The 26,138-nt window shown below is 66.1% G+C and carries 24 protein-coding genes and 1 pseudogene; 4 read left to right on the top strand and 21 right to left on the bottom strand.

Translation table 11 applies throughout. The features are described 5' to 3' along the window. Window positions 1-75 precede the first annotated feature (75 nt). The gene (locus tag ACJH6J_RS05040) at window positions 76-2,676 is read right to left on the bottom strand and encodes a LuxR C-terminal-related transcriptional regulator (protein WP_226519485.1); all 2,601 of its coding nucleotides are present in this window, start codon (window positions 2,674-2,676) and stop codon (window positions 76-78) included. A 214-nt stretch (window positions 2,677-2,890) separates the two neighbouring features. On the opposite strand from ACJH6J_RS05040, the gene ACJH6J_RS05035 reads away from it, so the two are divergent. The 3 genes from ACJH6J_RS05035 to ACJH6J_RS05025 all read left to right on the top strand — a co-directional run bounded on the left by ACJH6J_RS05035 (window position 2,891) and on the right by ACJH6J_RS05025 (window position 8,074). Next, window positions 2,891-5,404 carry an arylsulfatase gene (locus ACJH6J_RS05035; protein WP_226519486.1) on the top strand — a complete coding sequence of 838 codons (2,514 nt, stop codon included), beginning with the start codon at window positions 2,891-2,893 and terminating at the stop codon, window positions 5,402-5,404. 127 nt (window positions 5,405-5,531) lie between these two features. Beyond that, window positions 5,532-6,704, top strand: coding sequence for a lipase family protein (locus tag ACJH6J_RS05030; protein WP_226519487.1), 1,173 nt, complete (start codon window positions 5,532-5,534; stop codon window positions 6,702-6,704). Then, the gene (locus ACJH6J_RS05025; RefSeq protein WP_406803613.1) at window positions 6,704-8,074 is read left to right on the top strand and encodes an alpha/beta hydrolase; all 1,371 of its coding nucleotides are present in this window, start codon (window positions 6,704-6,706) and stop codon (window positions 8,072-8,074) included. The genes ACJH6J_RS05030 and ACJH6J_RS05025 overlap by 1 nt, the downstream gene beginning before the upstream one ends. Before the next feature lie 4 nt (window positions 8,075-8,078). Here ACJH6J_RS05025 and ACJH6J_RS05020 read toward each other — a convergent pair whose 3' ends face one another. The 18 genes and pseudogenes from ACJH6J_RS05020 to rpsJ all read right to left on the bottom strand — a co-directional run bounded on the left by ACJH6J_RS05020 (window position 8,079) and on the right by rpsJ (window position 22,822). Then, window positions 8,079-9,770, bottom strand: coding sequence for a glycosyltransferase family 39 protein (locus tag ACJH6J_RS05020; protein ID WP_226519488.1), 1,692 nt, complete (start codon window positions 9,768-9,770; stop codon window positions 8,079-8,081). Next, entirely contained in the window at window positions 9,767-11,266 is a 1,500-nt protein-coding gene (locus tag ACJH6J_RS05015) for a glycosyltransferase (protein WP_226519489.1), read from the bottom strand. Before ACJH6J_RS05015 ends, ACJH6J_RS05020 begins: the two co-directional genes overlap by 4 nt. After that, a complete protein-coding gene (locus ACJH6J_RS05010) occupies window positions 11,263-12,786 on the bottom strand; it encodes a hypothetical protein (protein WP_226519490.1) in 1,524 nt (507 codons plus the stop codon). The genes ACJH6J_RS05015 and ACJH6J_RS05010 overlap by 4 nt, the downstream gene beginning before the upstream one ends. A gap of 1 nt (window position 12,787) precedes the next feature. Beyond that, window positions 12,788-14,686: a hypothetical protein gene (locus ACJH6J_RS05005; RefSeq protein WP_318985761.1), complete on the bottom strand. Its 1,899-nt coding sequence runs from the start codon at window positions 14,684-14,686 to the stop codon at window positions 12,788-12,790. 254 nt (window positions 14,687-14,940) lie between these two features. Next, the gene (locus tag ACJH6J_RS05000) at window positions 14,941-15,627 is read right to left on the bottom strand and encodes an RskA family anti-sigma factor (protein WP_226519492.1); all 687 of its coding nucleotides are present in this window, start codon (window positions 15,625-15,627) and stop codon (window positions 14,941-14,943) included. Next, a complete protein-coding gene (gene sigK, locus ACJH6J_RS04995; protein WP_226519493.1) occupies window positions 15,624-16,187 on the bottom strand; it encodes an ECF RNA polymerase sigma factor SigK in 564 nt (187 codons plus the stop codon). Before sigK ends, ACJH6J_RS05000 begins: the two co-directional genes overlap by 4 nt. Window positions 16,188-16,226: 39 nt before the next feature. Further along, window positions 16,227-17,390: pseudogene (locus ACJH6J_RS04990) on the bottom strand (cytochrome c biogenesis protein/redoxin); the annotation flags it as partial. Window positions 17,391-17,507: 117 nt separating this feature from the next. After that, on the bottom strand, window positions 17,508-17,804 hold the full coding sequence (rpsQ, locus tag ACJH6J_RS04985; RefSeq protein WP_212806911.1) for a 30S ribosomal protein S17: 297 nt from the start codon (window positions 17,802-17,804) through the stop codon (window positions 17,508-17,510). 2 nt (window positions 17,805-17,806) lie between these two features. Next, window positions 17,807-18,037, bottom strand: a complete 231-nt coding sequence (gene rpmC, locus ACJH6J_RS04980) for a 50S ribosomal protein L29 (RefSeq protein WP_061002778.1) — start codon at window positions 18,035-18,037, stop codon at window positions 17,807-17,809. After that, window positions 18,037-18,453, bottom strand: a complete 417-nt coding sequence (gene rplP / locus ACJH6J_RS04975) for a 50S ribosomal protein L16 (protein WP_020101406.1) — start codon at window positions 18,451-18,453, stop codon at window positions 18,037-18,039. Before rplP ends, rpmC begins: the two co-directional genes overlap by 1 nt. A gap of 2 nt (window positions 18,454-18,455) precedes the next feature. Next, window positions 18,456-19,271: a 30S ribosomal protein S3 gene (gene rpsC, locus ACJH6J_RS04970; RefSeq protein WP_061002779.1), complete on the bottom strand. Its 816-nt coding sequence runs from the start codon at window positions 19,269-19,271 to the stop codon at window positions 18,456-18,458. After that, window positions 19,271-19,735 (bottom strand): 50S ribosomal protein L22, encoded by a 465-nt coding sequence (gene rplV / locus ACJH6J_RS04965; protein WP_212806912.1) that lies wholly within the window; start codon window positions 19,733-19,735, stop codon window positions 19,271-19,273. The genes rpsC and rplV overlap by 1 nt, the downstream gene beginning before the upstream one ends. Beyond that, window positions 19,735-20,016, bottom strand: coding sequence for a 30S ribosomal protein S19 (gene rpsS, locus ACJH6J_RS04960; RefSeq protein WP_020101403.1), 282 nt, complete (start codon window positions 20,014-20,016; stop codon window positions 19,735-19,737). The genes rplV and rpsS overlap by 1 nt, the downstream gene beginning before the upstream one ends. A gap of 18 nt (window positions 20,017-20,034) precedes the next feature. Next, entirely contained in the window at window positions 20,035-20,871 is an 837-nt protein-coding gene (gene rplB, locus ACJH6J_RS04955) for a 50S ribosomal protein L2 (RefSeq protein ID WP_061002785.1), read from the bottom strand. 29 nt (window positions 20,872-20,900) lie between these two features. Then, window positions 20,901-21,203: a 50S ribosomal protein L23 gene (rplW, locus tag ACJH6J_RS04950; RefSeq protein WP_029119743.1), complete on the bottom strand. Its 303-nt coding sequence runs from the start codon at window positions 21,201-21,203 to the stop codon at window positions 20,901-20,903. After that, complete coding sequence (gene rplD, locus ACJH6J_RS04945) at window positions 21,203-21,850, bottom strand: 50S ribosomal protein L4 (RefSeq protein WP_406803612.1); 648 nt, start codon at window positions 21,848-21,850, stop codon at window positions 21,203-21,205. Before rplD ends, rplW begins: the two co-directional genes overlap by 1 nt. Continuing rightward, entirely contained in the window at window positions 21,850-22,503 is a 654-nt protein-coding gene (gene rplC, locus ACJH6J_RS04940; RefSeq protein WP_406803611.1) for a 50S ribosomal protein L3, read from the bottom strand. Before rplC ends, rplD begins: the two co-directional genes overlap by 1 nt. Window positions 22,504-22,516: 13 nt before the next feature. Next, window positions 22,517-22,822 carry a 30S ribosomal protein S10 gene (rpsJ, locus tag ACJH6J_RS04935; protein ID WP_003883485.1) on the bottom strand — a complete coding sequence of 102 codons (306 nt, stop codon included), beginning with the start codon at window positions 22,820-22,822 and terminating at the stop codon, window positions 22,517-22,519. 628 nt (window positions 22,823-23,450) lie between these two features. Here rpsJ and ACJH6J_RS04930 point away from each other — a divergent pair. After that, window positions 23,451-23,924, top strand: a complete 474-nt coding sequence (locus ACJH6J_RS04930) for a hotdog fold domain-containing protein (RefSeq protein WP_406803610.1) — start codon at window positions 23,451-23,453, stop codon at window positions 23,922-23,924. Here the strand turns inward: ACJH6J_RS04930 and ACJH6J_RS04925 are convergent. Next, window positions 23,921-24,274, bottom strand: coding sequence for a nuclear transport factor 2 family protein (locus ACJH6J_RS04925; RefSeq protein WP_226519495.1), 354 nt, complete (start codon window positions 24,272-24,274; stop codon window positions 23,921-23,923). The genes ACJH6J_RS04930 and ACJH6J_RS04925 overlap by 4 nt on opposite strands. A 121-nt stretch (window positions 24,275-24,395) precedes the next feature. Next, window positions 24,396-26,033 (bottom strand): carboxylesterase/lipase family protein, encoded by a 1,638-nt coding sequence (locus ACJH6J_RS04920; protein WP_226519496.1) that lies wholly within the window; start codon window positions 26,031-26,033, stop codon window positions 24,396-24,398. Window positions 26,034-26,138: the final 105 nt, after the last annotated feature.

Raw genomic sequence — 26,138 nt, 5'->3', positions numbered from 1 at the left:
GCGATTTGCCCGGAGATTACACCCGGGAGCTGGGCTGCGCCCCGGATATTGACGGTCACGCACCCGGTGGTGAGTTCAGGGACGGACTGCCCTGATCGCCTCGCGTCGATTGGCCACGGCAAGCTTGCGGTAGATCGACCGTTGGTGGGTTTTCAGCGTGTTCAGCGAGACCCCCATCCGGTCGGCGATCTCCTGTGATGTCATCGCGGTGCGCAAGTGCGCCAGCACCTCGAGCTCGCGCGGAGTCAGTGCCGATGCCGATGACGCCGCCTTGGGCCGCTCGACCAGCACCAGGGCTTCGGCCAGGAACTCTTGATACGCGGTGGTCGGCAGGTGCGCCGCAAGCAACTCCCGGCTGACCCGGTCCGTGTTGTCGACGAACTGGTACCGCACCTGCTCCTCGCGCGCCAGACCGAGCACGGTCTCCAAGCCCCGATGTGCGGCGGCGGCGCGGCCCTGCTGCCAGTCGAGCAAGGCCAGCGTCAGGAGCGCGTAGACCTCGACGTTGACGGGCGCCTCGACCGCCAGCGCCTGGCGCGCCAACCGGTCCGCCAGGTCCGGGGCGGCAAGCCGACGGCACATCCCGGACAGCACCGCAGAGATCATCGGAACATGTTCGCGGCCAACGATACTGGCGGCACCCTCGAGCGCCTCCTGACGGCGGCCACGGGCCTCCGCCAAGCGGGCCCGGCTGGCGGTCTTGTAACTGTTCCACGGCACCCCGTGGGTGTCGAGGTCCGGCATCCGGCGGACGGTGGCTTCCGCGACTTCCAGGACGTTTTCCACGCCGAGCGTCGCAGCGGCGAACGCGAGCATCATCCGTCCGGTGTCCGGATACCCCACGCCCACAGTCGCACTCACCGAAACGAGGTAGTCGACGGCAACGTCCATCTCGCCACGCCAAAGGCTGATCCAGCCGGCGGTGAAGCGCTCGATGCCGTCGCCGTCGTGCGCCAGCCACAGCTCGGGTGACGGGTCGGCGACCGCCTGGGCGGACCGGAGTGCGTCGAGGGCCCTGTCGAACTCTCCCGCGTGTGCCGCGGCGAATGCCAGGTTCTGTCGGGCCCGGTGGGCCACCTCTGTCAGCCCCAGCACCGTGCATTCGTGAACGGCAGACTCCAGATACGCCGAACCGCGCGAAGGCCCTCGGCGCAATCTCGAGTCGGCCCAGCCGATGACGAAGAGCGCGCACGCGTATGCCCGCGGCGCCACCACGTCGTGGTCCGCCAGTACCGCCTCCGCACGGGCCGCGGCGGCGGCCATCGCGTCACGATCGTCAGCTACCAGGATCGTGCACAGGTCCGCGATGAACTCCAAGCGACGCGGATCGGCGTCGGCGGTTACCGCAGACCTGGCGCGGTCGAAAAGCAAAGCCGCCGTGACACTGTCGCCTGCCATCGCCCGGCATGAGGCGCGGACCATGAGGACTTCGGGTTTCTCGCCGAAAGCCTGACTCAGGCGCGCACAGGCGTCATCCAGCGCCTCCGACCGAGACTGCAGCAGCAATTCCAGCCAGTGGTCGGCGATGATCTCGAACCCGGCATGGGGATCGTCGCTGCGGATCGCGCACTCGACCGCCTCCAACGGGTACGTGGCGGCCAGCTCGACAGCGGCGATCCGGTTCAGGCGCTGCCACTCACCGGGCCGGGTGCGGCGGAGAATTTCGCGGCAGTGCCGGACGAAGATCGCGTGCCATTGGTAGAAGGCGCTCTCCCCTGCACCGAACTGTTCCACGAACAGTCCGGAGCCCACGCACTCTCGCAACAACGACACCGCGTCTGCCCGTCCGGACAACGCGACAGCGAGTCGTTCGTCGAGCCGTGCACAGACCGTAACGCTGAGCACGAAGTCGGCGAGCTCGGGCCGCAACCGCGAGAGCACGGCGGTTTCGAGGTACTCGGTGAGGTCGGCGAAGGAGGCCGACAACGGCGCACTACCCGACACCAGCATCAACCTGACGGCCGCCGGCCATCCGCCAGTGGCTGCCGAAATATCCTCGACGCCAACAGCTTCCACCGGGACGCCCGATCGACGTGCCAGCGCAGCGATGTCGTCATGAGTGAATGCGAGGTCATTGGCCCCGATCACCGCGACGTGGTCATGCACCCGAAGACGCGACCATTCAGGTCCGACCGAATCCGTGGTCGCCAGGACGAAACTGAGCCACGGCGGCCCCAGCTCGATCAGCTCGAGGACGTCGGCTTCGCGCCAGGCCGCGCGCGCCTGCTGAAAGTCGTCGATGACCACCGTCAACGGCCCGAGTGGGTCTATCTCCATCAATGCCGCCACCGCGGACGGGTACGACGACGTCTGCAGCACCTCGGCCACCTCGGCAATCTGCCGCCCCAGCCCGTCATCGCCGGCCGCACGCGCGCTGTTGCCCATCGCGGTCAGCAGACCGCGCAGCACATCGTCACGGTTGGCGACGCGCACTGTCAGCGTCAGCCAGGCAACCGAGCCCGGTTTGTTCGCCGCCCGTTGCGCGGCCCATTGCGACAACGCCACGGTCTTGCCGTAACCCGACGGCGCTGCGACGACGATCGCCCGTTTGCGCTCGCATTCCGCATCCAGCAACCGACTGATCGACCGGCGCGACAGCATGTCCGGCCGGGCGACCGGGATCGTGGCGAGATACCAGGGCACCGGCCGCATCGCAGAAGTTCCGTCCGCCGCCACCGCCCAAAAATACCGGATACAAGAATGCCGATCTATCTCACCCGAAAAGGGTGATGGCGATTGCTCGACCATTTTTTGTCGCTTCGCCGAATTCGCTGAAATTGCTCTTGGTCACGAAAACCCGTTGGCCCGTGAGGAAATCCGACGCGCCGAATTACGAGCGCCGATCGTCAGAATGGCTGCGAACAATGCAGATCTTTTCAATAATGGCGCCATGGCATCCGATATCTCACCGTCCGAGCCCGCTCCCGAATCCACCGGCCCGAAGCTGTCCCGACGCTCGATGATCGGTGGGCTGGCCGCCGCGGCCGGCGTCGCCGCGGGGTCGTCGATCATCGCGGGGTGTGACAACGACAAGAGTGGTACGGCGAGCGAGGGTGACGGCAGCGCCGCCGCCAACGATGTGATGAAGGATTTCCACGGCGAAGTCAAACTCGACATCCGGGATTCGAAGCCCGACTGGGGGCCCTGGGAGCTCAAGCACGCGCCTGACGGCGCGCCCAATGTACTGGTCGTGCTCTACGACGACACCGGGTTGGCCTCGTGGTCCCCGTACGGCGGACGGATCAACATGCCGACGATGCAGAAGTTGGCCGACAACGGCCTGATCTATTCGCAGTGGCACACCACCGCACTGTGCTCACCTACCCGCTCCTGCATGCTCACCGGCCGCAACCACCACGTGAACAACTTCGCGAACATCGCCGAGGCCACTATCGGTTTCCCCGGCGCTTCGGGCCGACTGCCTGATGAGTGCGCCACGATCGGCCAGATTCTGCAGGAGAACGGCTACAGCACCTTCTGGGTGGGCAAGGACCACAACGTCCCCGAAGAAGACCTGGCCAGCGGCGGCAGCAAGTCGCAGTGGCCGGTGCAGAAAGGGTTCGACCGGTTCTACGGATACATCGGCGGCGAGACCAACCAGTGGTACCCGGATCTGGTCGAGGACAACCGCTACATCGAACAACCGTATTCACCGGAGCAGGGCTACCATCTGTCCAAAGACCTTGCCGACCAAGCACTTCGGATGCTGCGAGACCAGCGCGCAACCAACCCGTCCAAGCCTTGGTACATGTGGTTCTGCCCCGGTGCCAACCACGCGCCGCACCACAGCCCGACCGAGTATGCGGCGAAGTACAAGGGGCAGTTCGACGACGGCTACGAGGCCTACCGCGAGTGGGTGCTGCAGCGCATGAAAGACAAGGGCATCATGCCCAAAGACACCAAGCTGACGCCCATAAATCCGCTGCCGAAAGACGTCTCGATGGCAGCAGACGAGGTGCGGCCGTGGAACACCCTGAGTCCCGACGAGAAGAAGCTGTTCTCCCGGATGGCCGAGGTGTTCGCCGGGTTCTCCGAGTACACCGACGCCCAGGTCGGCCGCATCGTGGAATACCTCGAGCAGACCGGCCAGATGGACAACACGCTGATCTTCTACTGCGCGGACAACGGCGCATCGGGCGAGGGTTCACCCAACGGGTCGGTCAACGAGAACAAGTTTTTCAACAACTACCCCGATGACCTGGCCGAGAACATGAAGATGATCGACAGCCTGGGCACGCCCGCCACCTACAACCATTATCCGACCGGCTGGGCGGTCGCGTTCTCGACCCCGTTCCAGATGTTCAAGCGCTACTCCCAGTTCTCCGGCGGCACCTGCGACCCACTGGTCATCCACTGGCCCAAGGGCATCAAGGCGAAGGGCGAGGTGCGCCACCAGTACCACCACGTCACCGACATCGTGCCCACGATCCTCGACGTGATCGGGCTGCAGATGCCCGACACCTATCGTGGTGTGCCCCAGTTCCCGCTGACCGGAGTGTCGATGAAGTACACCTTCGACGCCAAGCCGGCGGACGCCTCAAAGAAGAAGAACCAGTACTACGCGATGCTGGGCACCCGCGGGATCTGGCAGGACGGCTGGAAGGCTGCCGCCCTTCATGTTCCGTTGAGCGGCAAGGGCCACTTCGACCAGGACAAGTGGGAGCTGTTCCACGTCGACGAAGACCGCTCCGAATCAACGGATCTCGCCGACCAGCACCCGGAGAAGCTCAAAGAGCTGCAGGACGCCTGGTTCAGCGAAGCCAAGAAGAACTTCGTGCTGCCGCTGGATGACCGGACGCCGGTCGAGCTCACCAGCACCCCGCGCCCGCAGTTCGAGCCGTCGCGCGACCAGTACCTGTACTACCCCGACGCCTCACCGGTGCCCGAGTCGGTTGCGGTCAACATCCGAGGCAAGTCGTACAAGATCGACTCCAACGTCGACCTGACGCCGCGGGCCCAGGGAGTGATCTTCGCGCACGGTTCGAGGTTCGGCGGGCATGCCCTGTTCATCAAGGACAACAAGCTGTTCTACGTGTACAACTTCCTCGGGATTCCGCCCGAGCAGGTGTTCAGCTCACCGCCGCTGACGCCCGGCAAGCACAACCTCGGTATGGAGTTCATCCGGGAGACCAGCGGCACACACGGCGAATCGGTCGGTACCACAAAGCTTTACGTCGACGGCCGCGTCGTCGCTCAGGGGCCGATGCGAGCACAGATCGGTAGGTTCACCCTGGCCGGCGACGGCCTGTGTGTGGGCTTCGACAGCGGTGACAATGTGTCGAACCTCTACCAGAACCCCGGCCGATTCACCGGGGGCACCATCAACGTGGTCGCCGTCGACGTCAGCGGCAAGTCGTACGTCGACCTCGACAAGGAAGCCGCCGGCGCATTCGCGCGGGACTGAGTTGAAACAAGGTGGGGGCACCGGTTCGGCGGGTGCCCCCAAGCCCGAAATCTGTTCTCGCAATTGCCCCGAATCAGCCATCGGGGCGGCTCTACTATCGGTGAACGGACCGGGGAGGGACCTGTTGATGCTGCGGGCTTTGGCGCTGTCTTCGGCGATGATCGTCGCGCTCACCGGCTGCGGCGGAGCGTCCCAGAATGCGAGCCGGCCGACCCCTTCGGCCACGTCGACCGATGACCCGTCGTCGGTCCCGTTGACGGATGTGGTGCCGGCAGTACGTGATGCGGCCGCGTCGATGAGCGTGGTCACCCATGTCTCCCGTTCGGGCGTCAACGACGGTGGCACTCACGTCTCGACGTCCATCTTCGTACCCAAGAGCAATCCGCCTGCCGGCGGCTACCCCATCGTCGCGCTGGCGCACCAGACGACCGGTCTGTCGCCAGAGTGCGCCCCGTCGCAGTCGGACACCCTGCTCGGCCTGGCGCCCACGGTGGCGGCGCTGTTGCGCGCCGGGTACGTCGTGACGGTGCCCGACTATCAGGGTCTCGGTAAACCGGCCGTCACCGACGACGAATACAACCACTACTACCCGTATCTCGACTCGGCGACAGCCGGTTACAACGTCATCGACGCGGTCCGCGCCACGCATGCCACGGTGCCGCAGACGTCGACGTCATGGGTGGCCCTCGGTTTCCGCGAAGGCGGGCAGGCCGCGTGGGCCGCCAACGAATTGACCGACGGCTACGGCAGCGACCTCAAGTTCCTTGGTTCTGCGAGCATTTCACCCATCTCCGAGGTCAACGGACTGGCCGACGCGGCGCAGAACGGCACGCTGAGCGATGCGCAGAAGATCGTCTACATCCGCTATCTGGCAGCCATTGGCCGCGAATACCAGTACGACATCGAACTCGATGACTACCGGCGCGGTGCCGCCGGTCAGCAGTGGGACGCGATGCTCAGCTGCCGGCCCGATGCACCCGCCGTGCCGGCGCAGATCACCGCGGCGGATCTCCGGCCCGCGGATGAAAAGGCACTGGCCGCGCTCCGCGCCTATCTGAAGAAGACCAATTTGCCGCAGGGCCCGGCGCTGGCCCCGATGCTCGTCATCTACAGCGACGCCGATCCGGTGAGCCCCGCGGCGTGGACCGACCGTGCCCTCGACGCGGCCTGCAAGATGGGCGACGCCGTCGCCATCCAGAAGCGGCCCGGTCCGCAGGCCGATCCGCTTGCGGCACTGGACTGGATCGGTGACCGGTTCGCCGGCGCGCCCGCCCCCGACGACTGTGGGGTCCGGAAGTGATGAATCTGTCGCTGACCCACGGTCTGATCCCCATCACACTGCAGTTGCTGGCGCTCATCGCCATCGCTGTCGCGGTCGGCCGGCACCGGTCGAAGAAATGGCTGAAACGTGCACTGCCGGCCGCGGTCCTGACGGGACTGGGCCTCGCCGCCGGAATGCGCCTGTTCGTCAAGGATCGGGGCTGGTCGGTCGACGCGGTGTCCTACCAATCCGTCTTCTGGGTCTTCATGACCGGATTCGCACTGGCGCTCGCCGTCGCGGGTTGGCGGGGTAGCAAGTGGGCTCGGCGGCTGGTGTCGGTTCTTTCGGTCCTGCTCGCCGTGGTGTGCGGCTTCGCTGCGCTCAATACCGCAACTGGCTACTTCCCCACCGTCAAGGTCGCGATGAGCCGCCTGAGCGACGCCAAACCCAAGCAGTGGATCGATGAGGGGCAACTGGCCGACCTGATCAAGAGCGGTGAACAGCCGGTCCGCGGCACGGTGGTCCAAGTCGATATCCCCAGTGACGCATCGGGTTTCGATCATCGAACCGAGTTGGTGTATCTACCTCCGGCGTGGTTCGCGAGCAACCCGCCGCCGCAACTCCCCACCGTGATGATGCTCGGCGCCGAGTTCAGTCACCCCAACGACTGGCTGGAATCGGGCGGCGCCCTCAAGACTCTCGACGACTACGCGGCGCTGCATTACGGCACCACGCCGGTCATGGTGTTTCCGGACACCAGCGGCAAGTTCGACAACGACACCGAGTGCGTCAACGGGCCGCGCGGGAACGCTGCCGATCATCTGACCAAAGATGTGGTGCCGTTTGTGATCTCGCACTTCAACGTCAGCCCCAAGGCCGCCAACTGGGGTCTCGTGGGTTGGTCGTCCGGCGGTACCTGCGCCCTGGTCACCGCGGTTCGCAACCCGGACATGTTCACCGCGTTCGTCGCACTCGACGGCCAGTTGGGTCCCAACACCGGCACCAAACCACAGACCATCGGCCGGCTGTACGGTGGCGACGCAGCCGCGTGGGCGGCTTTCGACCCGCAGACCGTGGTGACCAAACACGGCCGCTACGAACACATGTCGGCCTGGCTGGGGGTCTCGGGCGACGTCCCCACGGTGCACCACGCAGCCGGCGACACGTCACCGGATCCCGGTTCGATCGAGACGTGGGATCTGTACAACGACGACCGCGAACCAAACGCCAAGAAACTGTGCGCCTTCCTCAGCGGCTACCACGTCGAATGCTCTGTGGTCGGTTATCCGGATGAGCACGACTTCGAATCTGCCGGAATCGCTTTCGCGAAGGCACTCCCCTGGCTGGCCCATCAGGTCGGAACCCCACAGGCGCGGCAGCGGTCGCTGCCCGGCGCGGACGACAACTGACGGGTCAGCCGGTGATCGACACCGGATCGTTGACCCGGTACAACCGCCAAACCGGTTGATCCTTACCGGCGTTCGGCACTTCCAGCTCCAGCGTCGCAACGTCGGATCCGGTCTCGTAGAGCGCGGGATACCGCTGATTGAGCGCGTCGGCGGCGCCCCGGCCCTTGTTCGGCACCGCGAGCATGTAACGCACCCGATTTGCCGTCGGATCATTCAGCATCGCGACGAAATCGGGATCGGATGGCACCACGAACCGTTTGGGATGTCGCGATGCCACGATGATCGCGAACGCGTACACCGGATCGGCCAGGATGGAGCCGTCGGGCAGGTCGATCCGGTCCAGATAGCGCGCGATATCGCGCTCGGTCGAGAACGTCGCCGCCAATCGGCGCTGGTCGAGATTGCGTTGGCCGCTCGCATTCGGGCCGGCGAACAGTGCACCCATCCCGTACTCCTGCGGCGCATATTTCGCCGAGGTCATCCCCCAGCCCGCAACCGGCAGACTCGCCGCCAACAACAACGCCGACAGGACATACGCCCACGTTCGCTTCTTCCCCGCTGCCAACGATGGATCCGCTTCCCGCACCGCATAATTGCCGAGCCGCACCGGGGTCCGCAGCCGCCCGTTACGCACACAGAAGAACGCGATGGTCGCGGCGAACGGGATCGCCGCGATGTAGAACCGCAGAAACGGAAACGTCGCGCCCTTGGAGAAGGTGTAGGCCTGGAAGCCCAGCACAGCGCCGAACAAGGTGACCGGGGCGACCAGCATGGTCCAGTATGTCCGGCCCCAACGCGCCACGACCGCCCAGATGAGCAAGGGGCCCAACGTGACCGACAGCAAGGTGATGGACGTCAGCGAATACAGCAGCGCCTCGAGTTTCGGCGGTGCAGAGCCCGCCCCTTCCTGCGCCAGGATCGATGAATTGCCGTACTGCGAACTGAACTGCGCGAACGCCAATCCGGTGATCAGCCAGCTCGCCACCGCCCAGCCGACGAACGCCAACGTGCCCGGGCCACTCACCAGAATCATGTCAAGCAGGGCCCGCTTGAACCGGGGCGATTTCCGCGCCCGCAGGTAGGTCGTCCCGACCACCAGGAACCCGGCCACCGCGATCACGGCGACAGCGTCGTATCTGGTCAGGTACGCCAGTCCCATCGCCACACCGCCCGCGGCAATCAGATGGTGGACGTCGTCGTCGACCATCCACATGATCAGCCGGCGCGTCGCCCAGACGATGAAGAAGATGAACGGCGCCTCGCTCATGCCGTTGGAGCCGTAGAAGACGATCATCGGGTTCAAGGCGAACAATGCGGCCACGGTCAGGACGAACCAGCGTGCGAGCCCGCGGTCCATGCCGATACCCAGAATCTGGACCACGGCGCCGGCCATGAACGTCGCCGACATCAGCGTGCCCGAGAACGCGCGTTCGGCCATGGGCGGCCAGATATTGCCCAGCGCCACCAGCGGAATCTGCAGTGCCGCGGTCAATGGCGTGAAGATGAAGCCGATCGCCGCGACGTGCGGAGAACGACTGAACAGCACACTCTGCGCAGCTTCCACTCGCGCGAGGGAGTCGCCGATGATGAATCCGTGGCGCACCTGCAGCCAGTACCCGACCGACACGTAGCAGGCGAAGCTGAGTACGAACGCGAACCACCGGACACGGCTGTCCGACAGCGACCGGCCGCTCACTCGGGGACCGCCGCATCCTTGCCGGCGTCAACCGCAACATCGGTCAACCCATGGAAGGTCTTCTCCCAGTACGACGGATTGCGGATCAGCTGATACGCCCCCTTGGCTGCCGCCACGCTCATCATCAGCCAGAACAGCGGCACAGTCAGCGCCGGCCACAACAGATCCGACCGGTCGTCCTCGCGCAGCGAGATCAGGCTCATGTAGATGGTGGCGATATTGCCGATCGACAACGCCACCAGCGCGGGAAAGTAGATGTACCAAGGGAACACGGCTTCGATCGCGGCCGGCTGCCCGAGGAACCAAAGCACCGTGATGAACCAGAACAGCAGGTTGAGCACCGCGATGATCGGCGTACCGAACAGCACGACATTGAACCGGACGAAATTGCGGAAACCCAAGGTCCGGAACAGCTTCACCGGCCGGCGCATCTGCACCAGCCAGGTCTGCAGGTAGCCCTTCAGCCATCGCGACCGCTGCCGCACCCAGTTGATCGGATCGCTGTTGGCCTCTTCCAGCGTCACCGAATCCACGACAGCGGTCTGGTAACCCGACGCCGCGATCCGCAGGCCCAGGTCGGCATCTTCGGTGACATTGTGCGGATCCCAGGCGCCGATGGTGTCCAGTACCCGGTGCATCAGGTGATTCGAGGTGCCGCCCAACGGAATCGGCGAGTTGGTCCGCATCAATCCGGGCAGCAGATAGCCGAACCACAGCCCGTACTCCGCGGTGAACCAGCCGGTCAGCATGTTCTGGTGGCCGTTGTAATAGGCCAGTTTGGCCTGCACACAGGCGGTGTTCTCGGGTAACTGATCGAAAGCGGCCACCACCCTGCGCAATTGGAGCGGCTCCGGAACATCCTCGGCGTCATAGATGGTGACGATCTCACCGGTGGCGAACTGCAGGCCGTAGTTGCACGCCTTGGGTTTGGTCCTGGGTTCGGCCGGCGGCACCAGCAGAATGCTCACGTAGTCGATGTCTGCGCAACCCTTCGCCGCGGCGATGGTGACATCGTCGTCGGCCTCCAGCAACAGCAGCACCTGGAGCTTGTCGCGCGGATACTCCAGTGCCGCCATGGAACCCACCAGGTGTGCCACCACCTCGGGCTCGTTGTAGGCCGGCACCAGAATCGTGTAGTCCGGCAGATCGGCGTCGGGAATCGCGCGGGCCACCTCGTCGGGGATCACGATCGCGCGTGACGCCAGTCCGGCCCGGAAGGTCAGCATCCGGTCGACCATCGACACGACGTAGGCCGCCGTGCACAACCCGACGAATGTCACCGCGGTCGCCTTGGGAAACAGGACCGCGGCGACCACCGTCAACCCGAGCAGCACCCACAGCGCGCGTTTCTGCCAGCCCAGCACCGCGACCGAGGCCGACCGGACCGGATCGTCGTCCCGGAGGCCGTTGACGGCCCGGTGCAGGGCCCGCTGCTTCTCTTCCTCGGTGACGGTGTCGACCGAGAGGACGGGCCTGCCGTCATATTTCGTCTTCATCGGGCGCCCGCCGATGAAGCAAGTTGAGCGACAACCAGTTTCCGTGACACCTCGGTCAGCATCTCGAGGTCCTTGAACTGCGCGTTGGCGTTGGTCACGGCCGCGTTGCCCCGGAACAGCACATTCACGATCGACCTGAGTACCGCGGGAATCGAATGGCCGGGCTCCGGCACCGGAGCGGTGTCGTCGTGGTTGTCGACGGCGAAGACCATCACCCGCTGGGCCGAGGTCCCGGCCCGCCAGGTCCACATCACGATGTTCCACGTGACCAGGGATCCGTCATCGGTGATCGAATACGCCTGAGCCAGCACACCTGAGCCGAGATCGACGATCCGCGGCGCGCTCATCCTGGCTCGCGGCAACGGATAGAGCGTGAGGCTCGGATAGACGTTGAGTGTCTCCGGCCGATCCGTCGACACCACGTCGATCCAGACCCGCCTTGGTGCAGAACGCTTGTCCCACTTCAGATTTCCTGAATCGGCCACGATCGTCTGCCGGATGAAGCGGCTGTCGTCGCCGTACAGGCCGGCAACCTTCGGGTATTCGTGCACATCCGTCTGGTGCCAGCCGGCCGGGACTACCAACGGCCGGCCGAAAGACGCATCCGACAGCGCCATCTCGCTCGGCCGGATCTCGATGGGCAGACGGACGAACGACAACAGCACGGCCACCGCAGCTACCATCGGAACGGCCAGCCACGCTTGTCGGGTGGCCAACGGTTCCACTCGGCTCTCGACGAATCGGACCGACTCCGTCTGCCGGGCGTAGATGAACATGGCTGCTGCTGTCCCGACCAGGGCTGTCGTCGCCGGAATGGTCTGGTACAGGAACAGTGGAGCGGTCGGTACCACCAACGTCATCACCGTCGCGACGGCGACGGTCACCACGAGTGCGCCTGCCGCCCCGATCATTCCGCGGCGCGGGGTGCGTCTGGTGCAGATCCAGGCCGCCCACATGGTGATCGGGACGGCGGCCACGGCATCGGCCCACCGGGTGTTGCCCAACAGCACGACCAATGCGTGATACGGCAGTGGCATGACCAGCGCCGGCATCGCCCACACCCACGCGTAGCGGATGATGGGGCGCAGTCCGAACATCACGATGGCGCTGCCCAGCACGAACAGCCACAACGCGACAAGATCCAGCCGCAACAGTGGGTAGTACAACGAGTAACGCGGTAGCAGTACGCCGTGCATCAGCAGCGCCATCCCCAGGACCATGGCGCCGGCGATGATGTCGGTCTGCCGGTCGTGGATGGGCAACTCGTGACGTTCGCGGCGGGCGATGCCGACCGCGGCGAGCACGCACGCGGCGAACAGCATCCAGATGTAGCCGTTGAGGCTCTCGCCCCGGGTGGCCCGCGCCAATTCCGCCAAGCTCCGGTGAAACGCCAGCCCGGTCATCGCGCCGATGAAAGCCCAACGCAGCACCAACCGGCCCACCGGCCCGCGCGCCCAGGAGCCCAACCGCGACGGTTCCCACTCGGCGGATTCCGGGGCCGCCGGCGCCGGGGCGGTCACGTCAGTCGGCCTTCTTGCGGCGGCGCACCAGCGCCAGGCCCAGCGCCGCGGCGCCCGCTGCCACCACCCCACCACCGAGCCACAGCGCCCACGCCGGCAGGCCCGGAGACGGGGCCTGCGCCTGCGTCGGGTCGGGTTTGACCAATACCGGGTCATGGCCCGGCATCGCCACCAGTGCCATGCCGTCCAGCGCCGACCAGGTCTGGTTATCCCGCCCGAGCCAGCTCAACAACGAATCCAGTTGGGCGGCATCACCGTTCGATGTCGCGACCAACAGCACCCGGCCGCCGTGGTAAAGCGTCTGCAGCGAGCCGAAGCGCTGCGCCGGGTCCAGCGTCAACGTGGCCGGTCCTCCCGCGCCGTCGCTGGCCGCAACTGTGATGGGCCCCTGTGCACCGGCCGATACCGGCAATGTGAGGTCGTTCTGATCCCAGCCGTCCGCCGCAATCAGCAGAGCCGGTTGCGCGGCGGAGAGGGCCTGCGGGAACGGCACCACCTCCAGGTCCAGGGGACGTGCGCTCAGCCGCTGCAAGCCGGCCACGATCTCGACGGCGCGCGCGGTGTCGGCAAAGGCGTTGCCGCCCTTCATGCCGACCAGCACCCGCGGCATCAGCGCCTGCGGCAAGGACTGAAAGCCCAGCGGGACAGGTGGATCGGCCAGTCCGCTCTGCACCTCGGTGGCACCGTCGATGGTCAGTGTGATCGGCTGGTACTCCCCGCATCGCCCGGTGTTGCCGGTCGCTTCGATCGCGACATTTAGATCGGTGAATCTGGTCAGCATTCGGTCGGGAATGTCGATCCAGCGATCGATGGTGCCGGTGTTGTCCGTCGCCCAGCGCACCAGGTTGTTGCCGCCGACGCCGACGGTGACCTGTCCGCCGAGATTCGACGGCAGCGGCGTGTACGAACCCTGCAGATGCACTCGGACGCCCCGCACTGCGCGGCCGATCCGGGTCTGATCCAGTGGGATCACCACCCGCGGGTTGGTCAGCGCCGTCGCGTTCACGCCCGGCTGCCCCAGGTCGCGGATGGTGGTGAGGTCCGGAACCAACTGGGCGACCGGAACCAGAGGCCCGGCAACGGCTTTCGAACTCAACGCCAGAGTCCACAGCTTGCTGGTCATCAGTCGGATCTGATTACTGATCGCGCCGGAGGGGCCGGTGATCAACAGCGATGGGAAGCCAGGCCCCGGTTGCAGCACAACACCGGTGTCCTTGCCCTCGCGGATCACGATCTGCCGTTCGAACGGTGCGGCTGCTGCCGGCGGTACGGTCGATCCGTCCAGGGTTCGCAGGGTGATCCTCGTCTGCTGCCTGCCGTAATGCGCGGCGATCAACGCCGTCAGCTTGACCGCGGAATCCGACTCGACCGAGCTCGGCGCACTCGGAATGAATACGGTCAGCTGTTGCAGCACCGGTGGCAGGAACTCGCCGACCGCCCGCGGTGGTGCTTCGGCACCCGCGAATGCCAGACCGATATCGTTCAGGCGCAACGGATTTGCCGGATCGAAAACGCAATTGTCCTGCGGTGGCGTCAGATTCACATGCAGCCGGATGGTCGCCGAGTTGTCGACGATCCGCACACCGGCCAGCGGGATGCTGATGGGTGCCCGGTCCGCCGTCGGCAGCGGGACACGGGCGATGGTCCGATCATCCTGGATGACGGTGACCACGCCACTGAGCAGGTTCGGCGGTGCGTCGACAAAACCGTTCAGCGCCACCGGCACCAGCCCAGCCGGCACCGGCAACGTCAGCGTCGTGTCCGCCTGCAGGCCGTAAAAGGCCAGGGATCGGCCAAATCCCAGTGAATCCAACGACAGTGACGCAGCATTCGACGTCCCGCCCGGAGCATCCCCGGGGGCCGCGTGCACGACGGCCGCCCCGCCCAAACCCAGCGCCAATACCGATAAACCGCTTATCAGAATCCTCGACAAACGAATCAGCACCGAATTCATAGTTGGAGAGTATTAGGAAAGCGGGGCGGAATCTGATCAATCCGGCGTAATCGCTGCGGTCCCATGGAATTCGAATCGCCCCTCACCCGATTCGGATGAGGGACGTGGTCAATTAGCGAGCAGACGCAGAACTGTCCATTTCAGCAGGGAGTCGACAGTTTTGCGCCTGCTCGGGAAATAACCGGGCGACCCATCTCTTGTCAGGGCAGCACCACCCGTCCCACCATGTCACCGGGCGGAGTATGAGCCGCACGTTCCACCGGTTCGACCGTCAGACCCAGCGCCGTGGCCCGCCCGATGTCCGAAACCATGACCGTGCGCGTCTCCCGGATCGGCGGACCCGACTGCACCGGAACACCGTCCTTCATCAGCCACACCTGGTACGCCATGCCCGACGGGGGCGGCGCGGCGCCATCGAACATCACCATGCCGTCCCCGCGCGTCCGCGAGTACACGACGGTCGCGGTACCACCGGGACGCAGGGCGGTGGAGACGCTGCGGACGTCCGGCGCTGTGATCACCTGTTCGGCGACCGGCGGCGCGGGCGGCGGCCGCAACATCCAGCCCGCGGCGAACGCGCTGCCGACCACGGCGAGTATCGCGGCCGCCGCCAGAACCGCTTTGCGCCAACGATGTTCGCGGACCTGACTCCGGTTGCTGCGCAGAACAGCATCTCGCAGCGCCGCCGGTGGCGGCACGGCCGTGGCGTCCGACAGTGTCCCGAGGGCCTCCCGAGCCTCGGCCACCTGAGCCCGGAATGCCGCCACCACCGGCTGGGGTGACTCAGCCAATCGCCGGTCGATCTCCGCGCGCTCGGCATCGGAGACCGCGTCGAGCGCGTACGGCACGGCCAGCTCCAGCAGTTCGAATTCCGACGGATCGCTCATGACTCCCCCAGACAATCACGCAGCTTGCGCAGCGCATCGCGCATCCGCGTTTTGACCGTGCCGAGACTCGTGGACAGCCGATCGGAGACCTCCACGTACGTCAGACCGTCGTAGTAGGCCAATTCGATCGCCTCACGCTGCGCGCCGGTGAGCGTGCCGAGGCAGCCCACCACCCGACGGCGATCGTCGCCCCGCACCGCCGCCTCGGCCACCACATCCGACGGCCTCTCGAGATGCGTTGTGCCGTAGTCCCATTCACGCCGAGTACCCGCGACCTCCGCACGTACCCGATCGACCGCCCGACGATGCGCCAACGTCATCAGCCAGGCCAGCGCCGAACCCTCGGCGGAGTCGTAAGCGGAAGCCGAGCGCCACACCTGCGCGTACACCTCCTGCGTCGTCTCCTCGCTGTAGCCGGGGTCCCGCAGCACCCGCAGGATCAGGCCGAACACCCGGGCGCAGGTCGCGTCGTAGAACGACGCGAACGCGTCGTCGTCCCCGTCGGCGACGCGGCGCAACAGGGCACCGAGATCGGGGGCATGCTCGGACGATGCGGCCATCGTCGAGCAGCCTAGCGGCATCGGTCAGTGCTTGGCCTGGGCGAGCAGCTCACGGATCATGCCCTCGGTGACGTCGTAGTCGCCCTCGCCGAACTTGAGATGGCGCACGACGCCCGCGGCGTCGATCAGGTAGCCGGCCGGCCAGTACTGGTTCTGGTAGTTGTGCCAGGTGTCATATGAGTTGTCCAGGGCGACCGGGTATTTGATGTGCAGGTCGGCGGCACCCTTGATGACGCCGGCACGGTCGTGCTCGAACTGGTATTCCGGCGTGTGCACGCCGATCACGGTGAAGCCCTGGTCCTTGTAACGGTCATACCAACCGGTGATGTGCTCGATCGCACGCTGGCAGTTGATGCAGGTGTAGGTCCAGAAGTCGACGAGAACCACCTTGCCGCGCAAGGCTTTCAGATCGAGTGGCGCATCACCGGGGGTGTTGAACCAGCTGTCGATACCGACGATGTCCGGGGCGGTGCCGCAGTCCTGCAGGACACTCGCACCCTCGGCACAATTCGACAAGCCGACGCCGGCGGGCGCGATGCGCGCCTGCAACGTCGCGGTGTAGTCGGGAATCTTCCGCTGCACCGTGGCGGGCAGATTCAGCGCCAACGCCACCGCGGCGACCAGCGTGACCACTCCGGCAGCAACCCGGACCTGCCGCTGTCGCTGCTGAAATGCCTTGACGCGCTCGGCAACTCGCTGTCCGCCCAGAGCGAACAGCAGCAACGGCAGTGCGGTACCGACGGCGAACGACGCGGTCAGCGCGACGGTGTCCAGCCCGATGTTGCCGGTCGCCCCGGCCACCACGATGGCCGCCAGCACGGGTCCCGCGCACGGGGCGTAGAGCACGCCCAGTGCCAGCCCGAGGCCGAAACCCTTACGGCTGCCGGCAATGTCGCGTTGCGGCAGGCGCGCGAACGGCGCTTCCAGCAGGCGCTCGACGCGCGGGAAGATCAGCCCGACACCGATGGCCGTGAGCGTCAGTAGGCCGGCCCAGCGGATGATGTCGGCCGGCAGGTGCAACTGTTGCAGCACGACGGTCCCGACGAGGGTCACCACGCTGAAACTCAGGACGAGTCCGGCGATCACCAGGTAGGGGCGGCGATTGGTGCCGGAGAACAGGACCACGGGCAGGACGGGCAGGATGCACGGTGAGATGCCGGTGATCAGTCCGCCGAGGAATCCGATGAGGACGAGTGTGTGCATGCCCCGTATTCGGAGCCGGCGCCGATCCGGATTGGATTGCCGCCCTGGAATTTCCCGCCAAATGCAAAACTGCCCCTCTCCCGAAGGAGAGGGGCAGTTCTATGCACGTGCGAAGGCCTACTTGGCCTTCTCGAGCACCTCGACCAGCCGCCAGCGCTTGCTGGCCGACAGCGGACGGGTCTCCATCAGCGAGACGCGGTCGCCGATACCGGCGTCGCCGTTCTCGTCGTGCGCCTTGACCTTCTTGGTGGTCCGGATGATCTTCCCGTAGAGCGGGTGCATCTTGCGATCTTCCAGCTCGACCACGATGGTCTTCTGCATCTTGTCCGACACCACGTAGCCGATGGCGGTCTTGCGGCTACCGCGCTCGGTCTCGGTGGCCGGCGTGTGCTTGGGGCCCTTAGTTTCTGCCATGACTAATCCTTACCAACCGGCCCGGACGCCAGGCCCAACTCACGTTCGCGCAGGATCGTGTAGACCCGCGCGATCTCCTGCCGCACGGTGCGCAGCCGGCGGTTGTTCGACAGCTGACCGGTGGCCATCTGGAAGCGAAGGTTGAACAGCTCTTCCTTCGACTCGCGCAGACGCGTGGTCAGCTCTTCCTCGGTGAGCTCACGCAGTTCACCAGGCGTAACTCCAACTGCCATCAGAACTGCTCCTCTCGAGTCACGATGCGTGCCTTGATCGGCAGCTTGTGGATGGCGCGGGTCAGCGCCTCCCGGGCGATCTTCTCGTCGGGGTAGCTGAGCTCGAAGAGCACGCGACCCGGCTTGACGTTGGCGACCCACCACTCCGGCGAACCCTTACCGGAACCCATGCGGGTTTCGGCAGGCTTCTTGGTCAGCGGGCGGTCCGGGAAGATGTTGATCCAGACCTTGCCGCCACGCTTGATGTGCCGGTTGATGGCGATACGAGCGGACTCGATCTGCCGGTTGGTGATGTAGGCATGGCCCAGGGCCTGGATGCCGTAGTCACCGAAGCTGACCGAGGTGCCGCCGCTGGCGATACCGCGCTGCTCCGGGTGGTGCTGCTTGCGGTGCTTGACCTTGCGGGGAATCAGCATGCTTAGCTCTCCGTTGCTTCCGACGGCGCATCGCCGGCGGGGGCCTCAACAGCGACGTCCACAGCGCGGCCGGCCTCGGTGCTGGTCGCCGTGGTGCCCGACGAACCGCTGCGACGCGGACGGGTACCGGACGGACGATCCCGACGGGGACGGTCGGCGGCGGGAGCGGCGGCGGCGAGCTCACGCTTGCCACCGACGATGTCGCCCTTGTAGATCCACACCTTCACGCCGATACGGCCGAATGTGGTCTTGGCCTCGTACAGGCCGTAATCGATGTCGGCGCGCAGCGTGTGAAGCGGCACGCGACCTTCGCGGTAGAACTCCGAGCGGCTCATCTCAGCACCGCCGAGGCGGCCCGAGCACTGCACCCGGATGCCCTTGACGTTCGGCTGACGCATGGCCGACTGGATGGCCTTGCGCATGGCGCGACGGAACGCGACACGGTTGCTCAGCTGCTCGGCGACGCCCTGCGCCACCAGCTGGGCCACGCCCTCGGGGCTCTTGACCTCGAGGATGTTCAGCTGAACCTGCTTGCCGGTCAGCTTCTCCAGGTCGGCGCGGATGCGGTCGGCCTCGGTGCCACGGCGACCGATGACGATGCCCGGACGTGCGGTGTGGATGTCCACCCGGACGCGGTCACGCGTGCGCTCGATCTGCACGTCGGCGATGCCGGCGCGCTCCAGGCCGGTGGCCAGCAGCTTGCGGATGGCGACGTCTTCCTTGACGTAGTCCGCGTACTGCTTGTCGGCGTACCAACGGGACTTCCATTCGGTGGTGATACCGAGGCGGAAGCCGTGCGGGTTGATTTTCTGGCCCACTACTCCGAGCCTCCCTTCGTCTCGGTCTTGGCAGCGGCGGCCTTGCTGCCCTGGGCACGACGAGCGCGCGCGGCACCGGCCGAAGCAGCCTTCGAGCCCTTGTCCTTCGCGGGACGGCTCTCGACGACCACGGTGATGTGGCTGGTGCGCTTGCGGATCCGGTACGCACGCCCCTGGGCGCGCGGCCGGATGCGCTTGGCGGTCGGGCCCTCGTCGGCGAAGACCGTGGCGACCACGAGGGTCGTCGGGTCCAGGCCCTCGTTGTTCTGCGCGTTGGCGGCAGCGCTGGCGATCACCTTGGCGACCGGCTCGCTGGCAGCCTGCGGTGCCCACCGCAGGATGTCGAGCGCCTCTTCGACGCTCTTGCCACGGACCAGGTCGATGACCCGGCGGGCCTTGCTCGCCGACACACGCACGAAGCGCGCCTTGGCGCTCGCGGACGGGTATTCAGTAACGGTAGTCATTAGCGGCGCTTGCTCTTCCGGTCGTCCTTGATGTGACCCTTGAAGGTCCGCGTCGGGGCGAACTCGCCGAGCTTGTGCCCGACCATCGCTTCGCTGACGAACACCGGCACGTGCTTGCGACCGTCGTGGACGGCGAAGGTGTGACCGATGAAGTCGGGGATGATGGTCGACCGACGGGACCAGGTCTTGATGACCTGCTTGGTGTTCTTCTCGTTCTGCGCGTCGACCTTCTTCAACAGATGGTCGTCGACGAACGGACCCTTCTTGAGGCTACGAGGCATCGTCTATTCCTTTCCGGCCTAGCGCTTCTTGCCGGTGCGCCGGCGGCGGACGATGAGCTTGTCGCTCGGCTTGTTGGGCTTGCGGGTGCGGCCCTCGGGCTTGCCCCACGGGCTCACCGGGTGACGACCACCGGAGGTCTTACCCTCACCACCACCGTGCGGGTGGTCAACCGGGTTCATCACGACACCACGGACGGTCGGGCGCTTGCCCTTCCACCGCATACGGCCGGCCTTACCCCAGTTGATGTTCGCCTGCTCGGCGTTGCCGACCTCGCCGACGGTGGCGCGGCAGCGCACGTCGACGCGACGGATTTCGCCCGACGGCATACGCAGCGTGGCGTAGGCGCCTTCCTTACCGAGCAGCTGGATGCTGACACCGGCCGAGCGGGCCAGCTTGGCGCCACCACCCGGACGCAGCTCCACAGCGTGGATGACGGTACCGGCCGGGATGTTGCGCATCGGCAGGTTGTTACCCGGCTTGATGTCGGCGTTGGGGCCGGACTCGACAACGTCGCCCTGCTTGAGGTCCTTGGGGGCGATGATGTAGCGCTTCTCGCCGTCCACGAAGTGGAGCAGCGCGATGTTCGCGGTGCGGTTCGGGTCGTACTCGATGTGCGCGACCTTGGCGTTGACGCCGTCCTTGTCGTGGCGACGGAAGTCGATGACGCGGTAGGCACGCTTGTGACCGCCACCCTTGTGACGAGTCGTGATGCGGCCGTGCGCGTTACGACCACCAGTGCCGTGCAGCGGACGGATCAGCGACTTCTCCGGAGTCGAACGAGTGATCTCGGCGAAGTCGGAGACGCTCGAACCGCGACGACCCGGGGTCGTCGGCTTGTACTTGCGAATTCCCATTATCAGTTAATCCCTTAACTCCCGGCCGATCAGGCCGGAGCTCCGAACAGTTCGATCGGCTTGCTGCCGGCGGACAGGGTCACGATCGCGCGCTTGGTGCTCTTGCGCTGGCCGTAACCGGTGCGGGTGCGCTTGCGCTTGCCCTTCCGGTTCGCGGTGTTCACCGAGTCGACCTTCACGTCGAAGATCTTCTCGATAGCGATCTTGATCTGCGTCTTGTTGGACTCCGGCGCCACGATGAACGTGTACGTGTTGTCCTCGATGAGCCCGTAGGACTTCTCCGAGATGACCGGGGCCAGGATGATGTCGCGAGGATCAGTCACGGTAGCCATCAGGCCGACACCTCCTCTTTCGTGTTGGCGGTGATGTAGGCGTTCAGCGCCTCCACCGAGAACACCAGGTCGTCGGCGTTCAGCACGTCGTAGGTGTTCAGCTGATCCGGCGAGATCACGTGCACACCGGGCAGGTTGCGGACGCTCTTGGCGCCGACCACATCGCTGCGGCCGATCACGACGAGCACCTTCTTGTTGTCGGTCAGCGACGACAGGAACGACTTGGCGCTCTTGGTCGACGGGTTCTGACCGGCCACCAGCTCGGTGATCGCGTGGATGCGCTCGTTGCGGGCCCGGTCCGACAGCGCGCTGCGCAGGGCAGCAGCGATCATCTTCTTCGGGGTCCGCTGGCTGTAGTCACGCGGCTGCGGGCCGTGGACGGTGCCACCACCGGTGAACTGCGGGGCGCGGGTCGAACCCTGACGGGCGCGGCCGGTGCCCTTCTGGCGGTACGGCTTCTTGCCACCACCGGAGACCTGGCCACGCGTCTTGGTGGCGTGGGTGCCCTGGCGAGCGGCGGCCAGCTGGGCCGTCACAACCTGGTGCATCAGCGCGATGTTGGGCTCGACGTCGAACAGCGCGGCGGGCAGCTCGACAGAGCCGTCCTTCTTGCCGTCCGGGGTCTTGACGTCAATCTTGAGAGTCATTACTTCTCGCCTCGCTTAATTGCGGTGCGGACAACCACCAGTCCACCGTTGCGGCCCGGGATGGCGCCCTTGATGAGCAGCACACCGTTCTCGGCGTCGACCTTGTGAACCTTCAGGTTCTGGGTGGTGACGCGGTCGCTACCCATACGGCCGGACATGCGGGTGCCCTTGAAGACACGGCCCGGGGTGGCGCAGCCACCGATCGAACCGGGACGACGGTGCACTGCCTGGGCGCCGTGCGCGGCACCCTGGCCACGGAAGCCGTGGCGCTTCATGGTGCCGGCGAAGCCCTTGCCCTTGCTGGTGCCGGTCACGTCGACGTACGCGCCGTCGGCGAAGATCTCGGCGGTCAGCTCCTGGCCGACCTCGTACTCAGCAGCGGCGGCCTCGTCATCGAGACGAAGCTCGGCCAGGTGCCGGCGCGGGTTGACGCCTGCAGCGGCGAACTGACCGGTGACCGGCTTGTTCACCTTGCGGGGGCTGATCTCGCCGTAGGCGAGCTGCACGGCGCTGTAGCCGTCGCGCTCGGTGGTACGGATGCGGGTCACCACGTTGGGGCCGGCCTTCACGACCGTGACCGGGACGACTTTGTTGTTCTCGTCGAACACCTGCGTCATGCCCAGCTTGGTGCCCAAAATGCCTTTGCGTGCCATTTTTCTGGGTCTCCTACTGGATGTTGACGTCGACGCTCGCCGGCAGATCGATGCGCATCAAAGCGTCAACGGTCTTCGGCGTGGGGTCGAGGATGTCGATAAGGCGCTTGTGGGTACGCATTTCGAAATGCTCCCGCGAGTCCTTGTACTTATGGGGAGACCGAATGACGCAGTACACGTTCTTCTCGGTCGGCAGCGGCACCGGGCCGACCACGCTTGCCCCCGTACGGGTGACCGTCTCAACGATCTTGCGCGCCGAGGCGTCAATCGCCTCGTGGTCGTAGGCCTTGAGCCTGATGCGGATCTTCTGTCCCGCCACGCTTCTCCTACCTAACTTCTCACGGGCCCGTGCTCGGGCCTGGTCTTCGATGCGCACGCCCCGGGACACCCGATGACGCGCGCTGGCTATGCCGCCGCTCTTTACGTTTCTGTGGTTCACCGACCCCCGCGCTCGGGCGTGTCGCCTTTGCGCACAGTCGTCCGCGTTGGAAATTCCATCGTGGGCGATGCTGGGACCGGATGCGCCCGAGATGGGCGCCGGTCGTATGCCCGCAGCGGGCGAACCCGGCGCAAGGCAACCCGAACAGTATGCCCCAGATCCGGGCTCGCTCCAAATCCGCTGCGGAGCAGTTCGGCGCGCCCGGGTTCTACTGCCGGTCCTGCGGTGACCTCGGGTTCATTCTGCCTTGAATCCGCCTTGATTCTGCGGCGACGGCGCTGACGTTCGAGTGGATCGCGCCCTGGTTGGAGAGTGGGCGCAGACGTCCGGTTGATCCTGCAGTGGTGGCACAAAGGTGCGAGTGAGGAGCGCCCTGGGTAGCGCCTCAACGCACGCCTGGCCGGTCCTCCCGTTGACTTTGAGCTGGTGCCGCAGAAGGGCGAGTGGACCGGGCCGCCGACGCAGAATTGGCGACGGCGCCTAACTTACTTTCAAGTAAGATCGAGGCATGTCGACACTGAGCCCCACGTACCGCGCCTGGAAGCAGCTTTCCGGACGGCCCGGCGGCAGCCTGCTGTTCTCCGCGGCCGCGATGGTGCGGGTGCCGTACTTCGCATCGGTCCTGCCCCGGGTGGTGACGATGGAGCCGGGCTACGCCGAGGTGGCGGTACCGAAGTGGTTCTTCGTCTACAACCATCTGCACACCGTGCACGCCATCGCGTCGTGCAACGCCGCCGAGGCTGCCATGGGCATGGCGATGGAAGCGACCGTGCCGACGAGCCACCGCTGGATCCCGAAGGCCATGAACGTGCGGTACCTGGCCAAGGCCACCACCTCACTGCGGGCCCACGCGCGGGTCGACGTCCCCGACTTCGAGACGCTGACGAGAGGCACCGACGTCGTCGTATCGGTCTCGGTGGTCGACGCCCGGGGCGAAGAGGTCGTGCACGCCGACATCACGACGTGGGTGACGCCCGCCTAATCGAGATAGGTGCCGTGACCCTCGCGCACCAGGTCACCGTCGAAGATCAGCACCTCGTTGACCAACTGACCGCGGTGGTTGCGGTAATTGATGACGAGCGCCTGCGTCCCTATGTAAGTGGCCACGATCTCGAAGTGCAGCTCCGGCACCGCGGCCAGCGCGGTGGTCCAGTACCGCCGCAGCGCGTCCTTGCCCCGCACCACTCCCCCGGATTCGGGCACCACGCGCGCCGCGACGGGTGAGGTGAAGACGACGTCGTCGTGAAAATGCGCCAGGACAGCCTCGACGTCGTGGGCGTTCCAGGCCGCACACCACTCACGGGCGAATCGGTCGGCATCGCGGATCGTCATGCCGCCCCATCGAAGTGGACGCAACCTCGGCGGGCAAGGCATTTTCCGCGCGTCGAGCGTGCGACCTGCCGAGACGCCACGCCGCTGACGTCACCAGAATCCCCCACGTTCGACGTAGCAGTCAGTGCTGCAGAGTCCCCCAGAACGCGCACTGGTGTACCTGGTCGTAGTCCGTGACCAACCGACTGCCATCGGGGCGCAGCGACATGCGGCTGTCATGCTCGTCGCCGGCCAGCTGCGGCCATTCCGGCGCACCGTCGGCACTCGGCCGGCCATCACGGACGAACGAGCTCCAGTAGTCGATCATCTGATCCGACAGGGCGACTTGCGGCGGCGTCGGCGGAGGTGCGCCACCCATGTTGAAGATGTAGCGCAGGTCCAGCGAGTGGCTGGCACCGACAGGGAAAGGCAAGTGGCGCAACGGATCCGGCGTCGGTGGCGCCGGGTCGGCGAACTCGTAGCCATATACCGGCGCATCGCCGACCAGCGCGTCGCCGATGCGGTCGGCCACGCACGCGAACGCGGCGTCGGTGACTGCCGTCGAATAGGCAACCGCGGCGCTGTCCCCGTAGCGGTCCAGCGGGTAGTGCTCGGCCACCGCACCGGCGTCGGCGCCGAACGTCGACTCCAGGAGGCGCGGGTAGGCGTCGGCATGGAACCGCTTGCCGGCACGGAGATACTGCAGCGCCACGAAGAGGGTGAACTCGTCGCGGGTGGTACCGATCATCACCGGCACCCGGGCCGCAGCGCCGTCGCTGATGGCCCGCATCGGATCGACCGGCAGCAGCGTTGTCCCGGAGACGGGCCCGCTGAGCATGTTCTCGCCGATCCCGTAGTACCACACCGGTTTTCGCAGTTTGTCGACCGGCAGACGGCGCAGACAGTCGGCGGCGTCCGCCACATCCCCGCACCCCGCCGCCTGCGCATAGGTCAGGCTCGCCCGCGTGGCCTCCGGTAGTGCGCCCTGCGCCTGGCACGGCCCGCTCGCGATGATGGCGCCGCGGAAGAGACCGCCCGAGTCGGGGGCGACGAGGTGGTCGCACACCGACATCCCGCCGGCGGATTCACCGGCGATGGTCACCTTGTCGGGATCGCCGCCGAACGCGGCGATGTTGTCGCGCACCCAGCGCAGCGCCGCCTGCTGATCGGCCAGCCCGTAGTTGCCGACGTCGGGGCCGCTACCCAGTGCGGGGTGGGCCAGGAAACCCAGCGCACCGAGGCGGTAGTTGACGGTCACCACCACGACGTCGCCGCGTGTGGTCAGCCGAGTCGAGTTGTAGATGCTGCTGGAGCCGTTGATGAACCCGCCGCCGTGCAGCCACACCAGCACCGGTCGACGTTCACCGGAGGCCCGCACCGGCGGCGTCCAGACATTGAGCGTCAGACAATCCTCGCTGGTGTTGCGGCCCATCTCGAGGTCGCCCTTGGGATCCTGGATGCAGCGCGCACCCGGCTTGCTGCCGTCGAGCGCCCCGTCCCACGCGAGCGCGGGCGCCGGCGGCCGGAAGCGCAATGGCCCCAATGGTGGTGCGGCATAAGGAATTCCACCGAAGAACCGTAGGTCCGGATTGACCGTCCCGCGGACGGTCCCCGATGCGGTGTGCACCAGCGCCGGATCGGCGGTCACCGCGTCGGGCGCGACGACCGTCGCACCTTCACTGTGCGAGTCCAGGCCACAGCCGGCCACCAGCAGCACCGCGGCAGCCACTGCCGCAGCGCGCTGCAGCAGTCTGGGCGAATGGGCGGACGACACGACCACCCAGCGTACTGAACGCCCACCGAATGCAGCCCAGAAATATTTCGCGCGACCCCCTCCCCAACGGACATCGAACGACCTACACTCCACTTGACAGCTGTCAAGTTT

The sequence above is a fragment of the Mycobacterium sp. SMC-18 genome (assembly GCF_045310895.1).
GTDB lineage: Bacteria > Actinomycetota > Actinomycetes > Mycobacteriales > Mycobacteriaceae > Mycobacterium.
The sequence above is the reverse complement of the archived record's forward strand: the minus strand, read 5'-3'. Positions and strand labels throughout refer to the sequence as shown.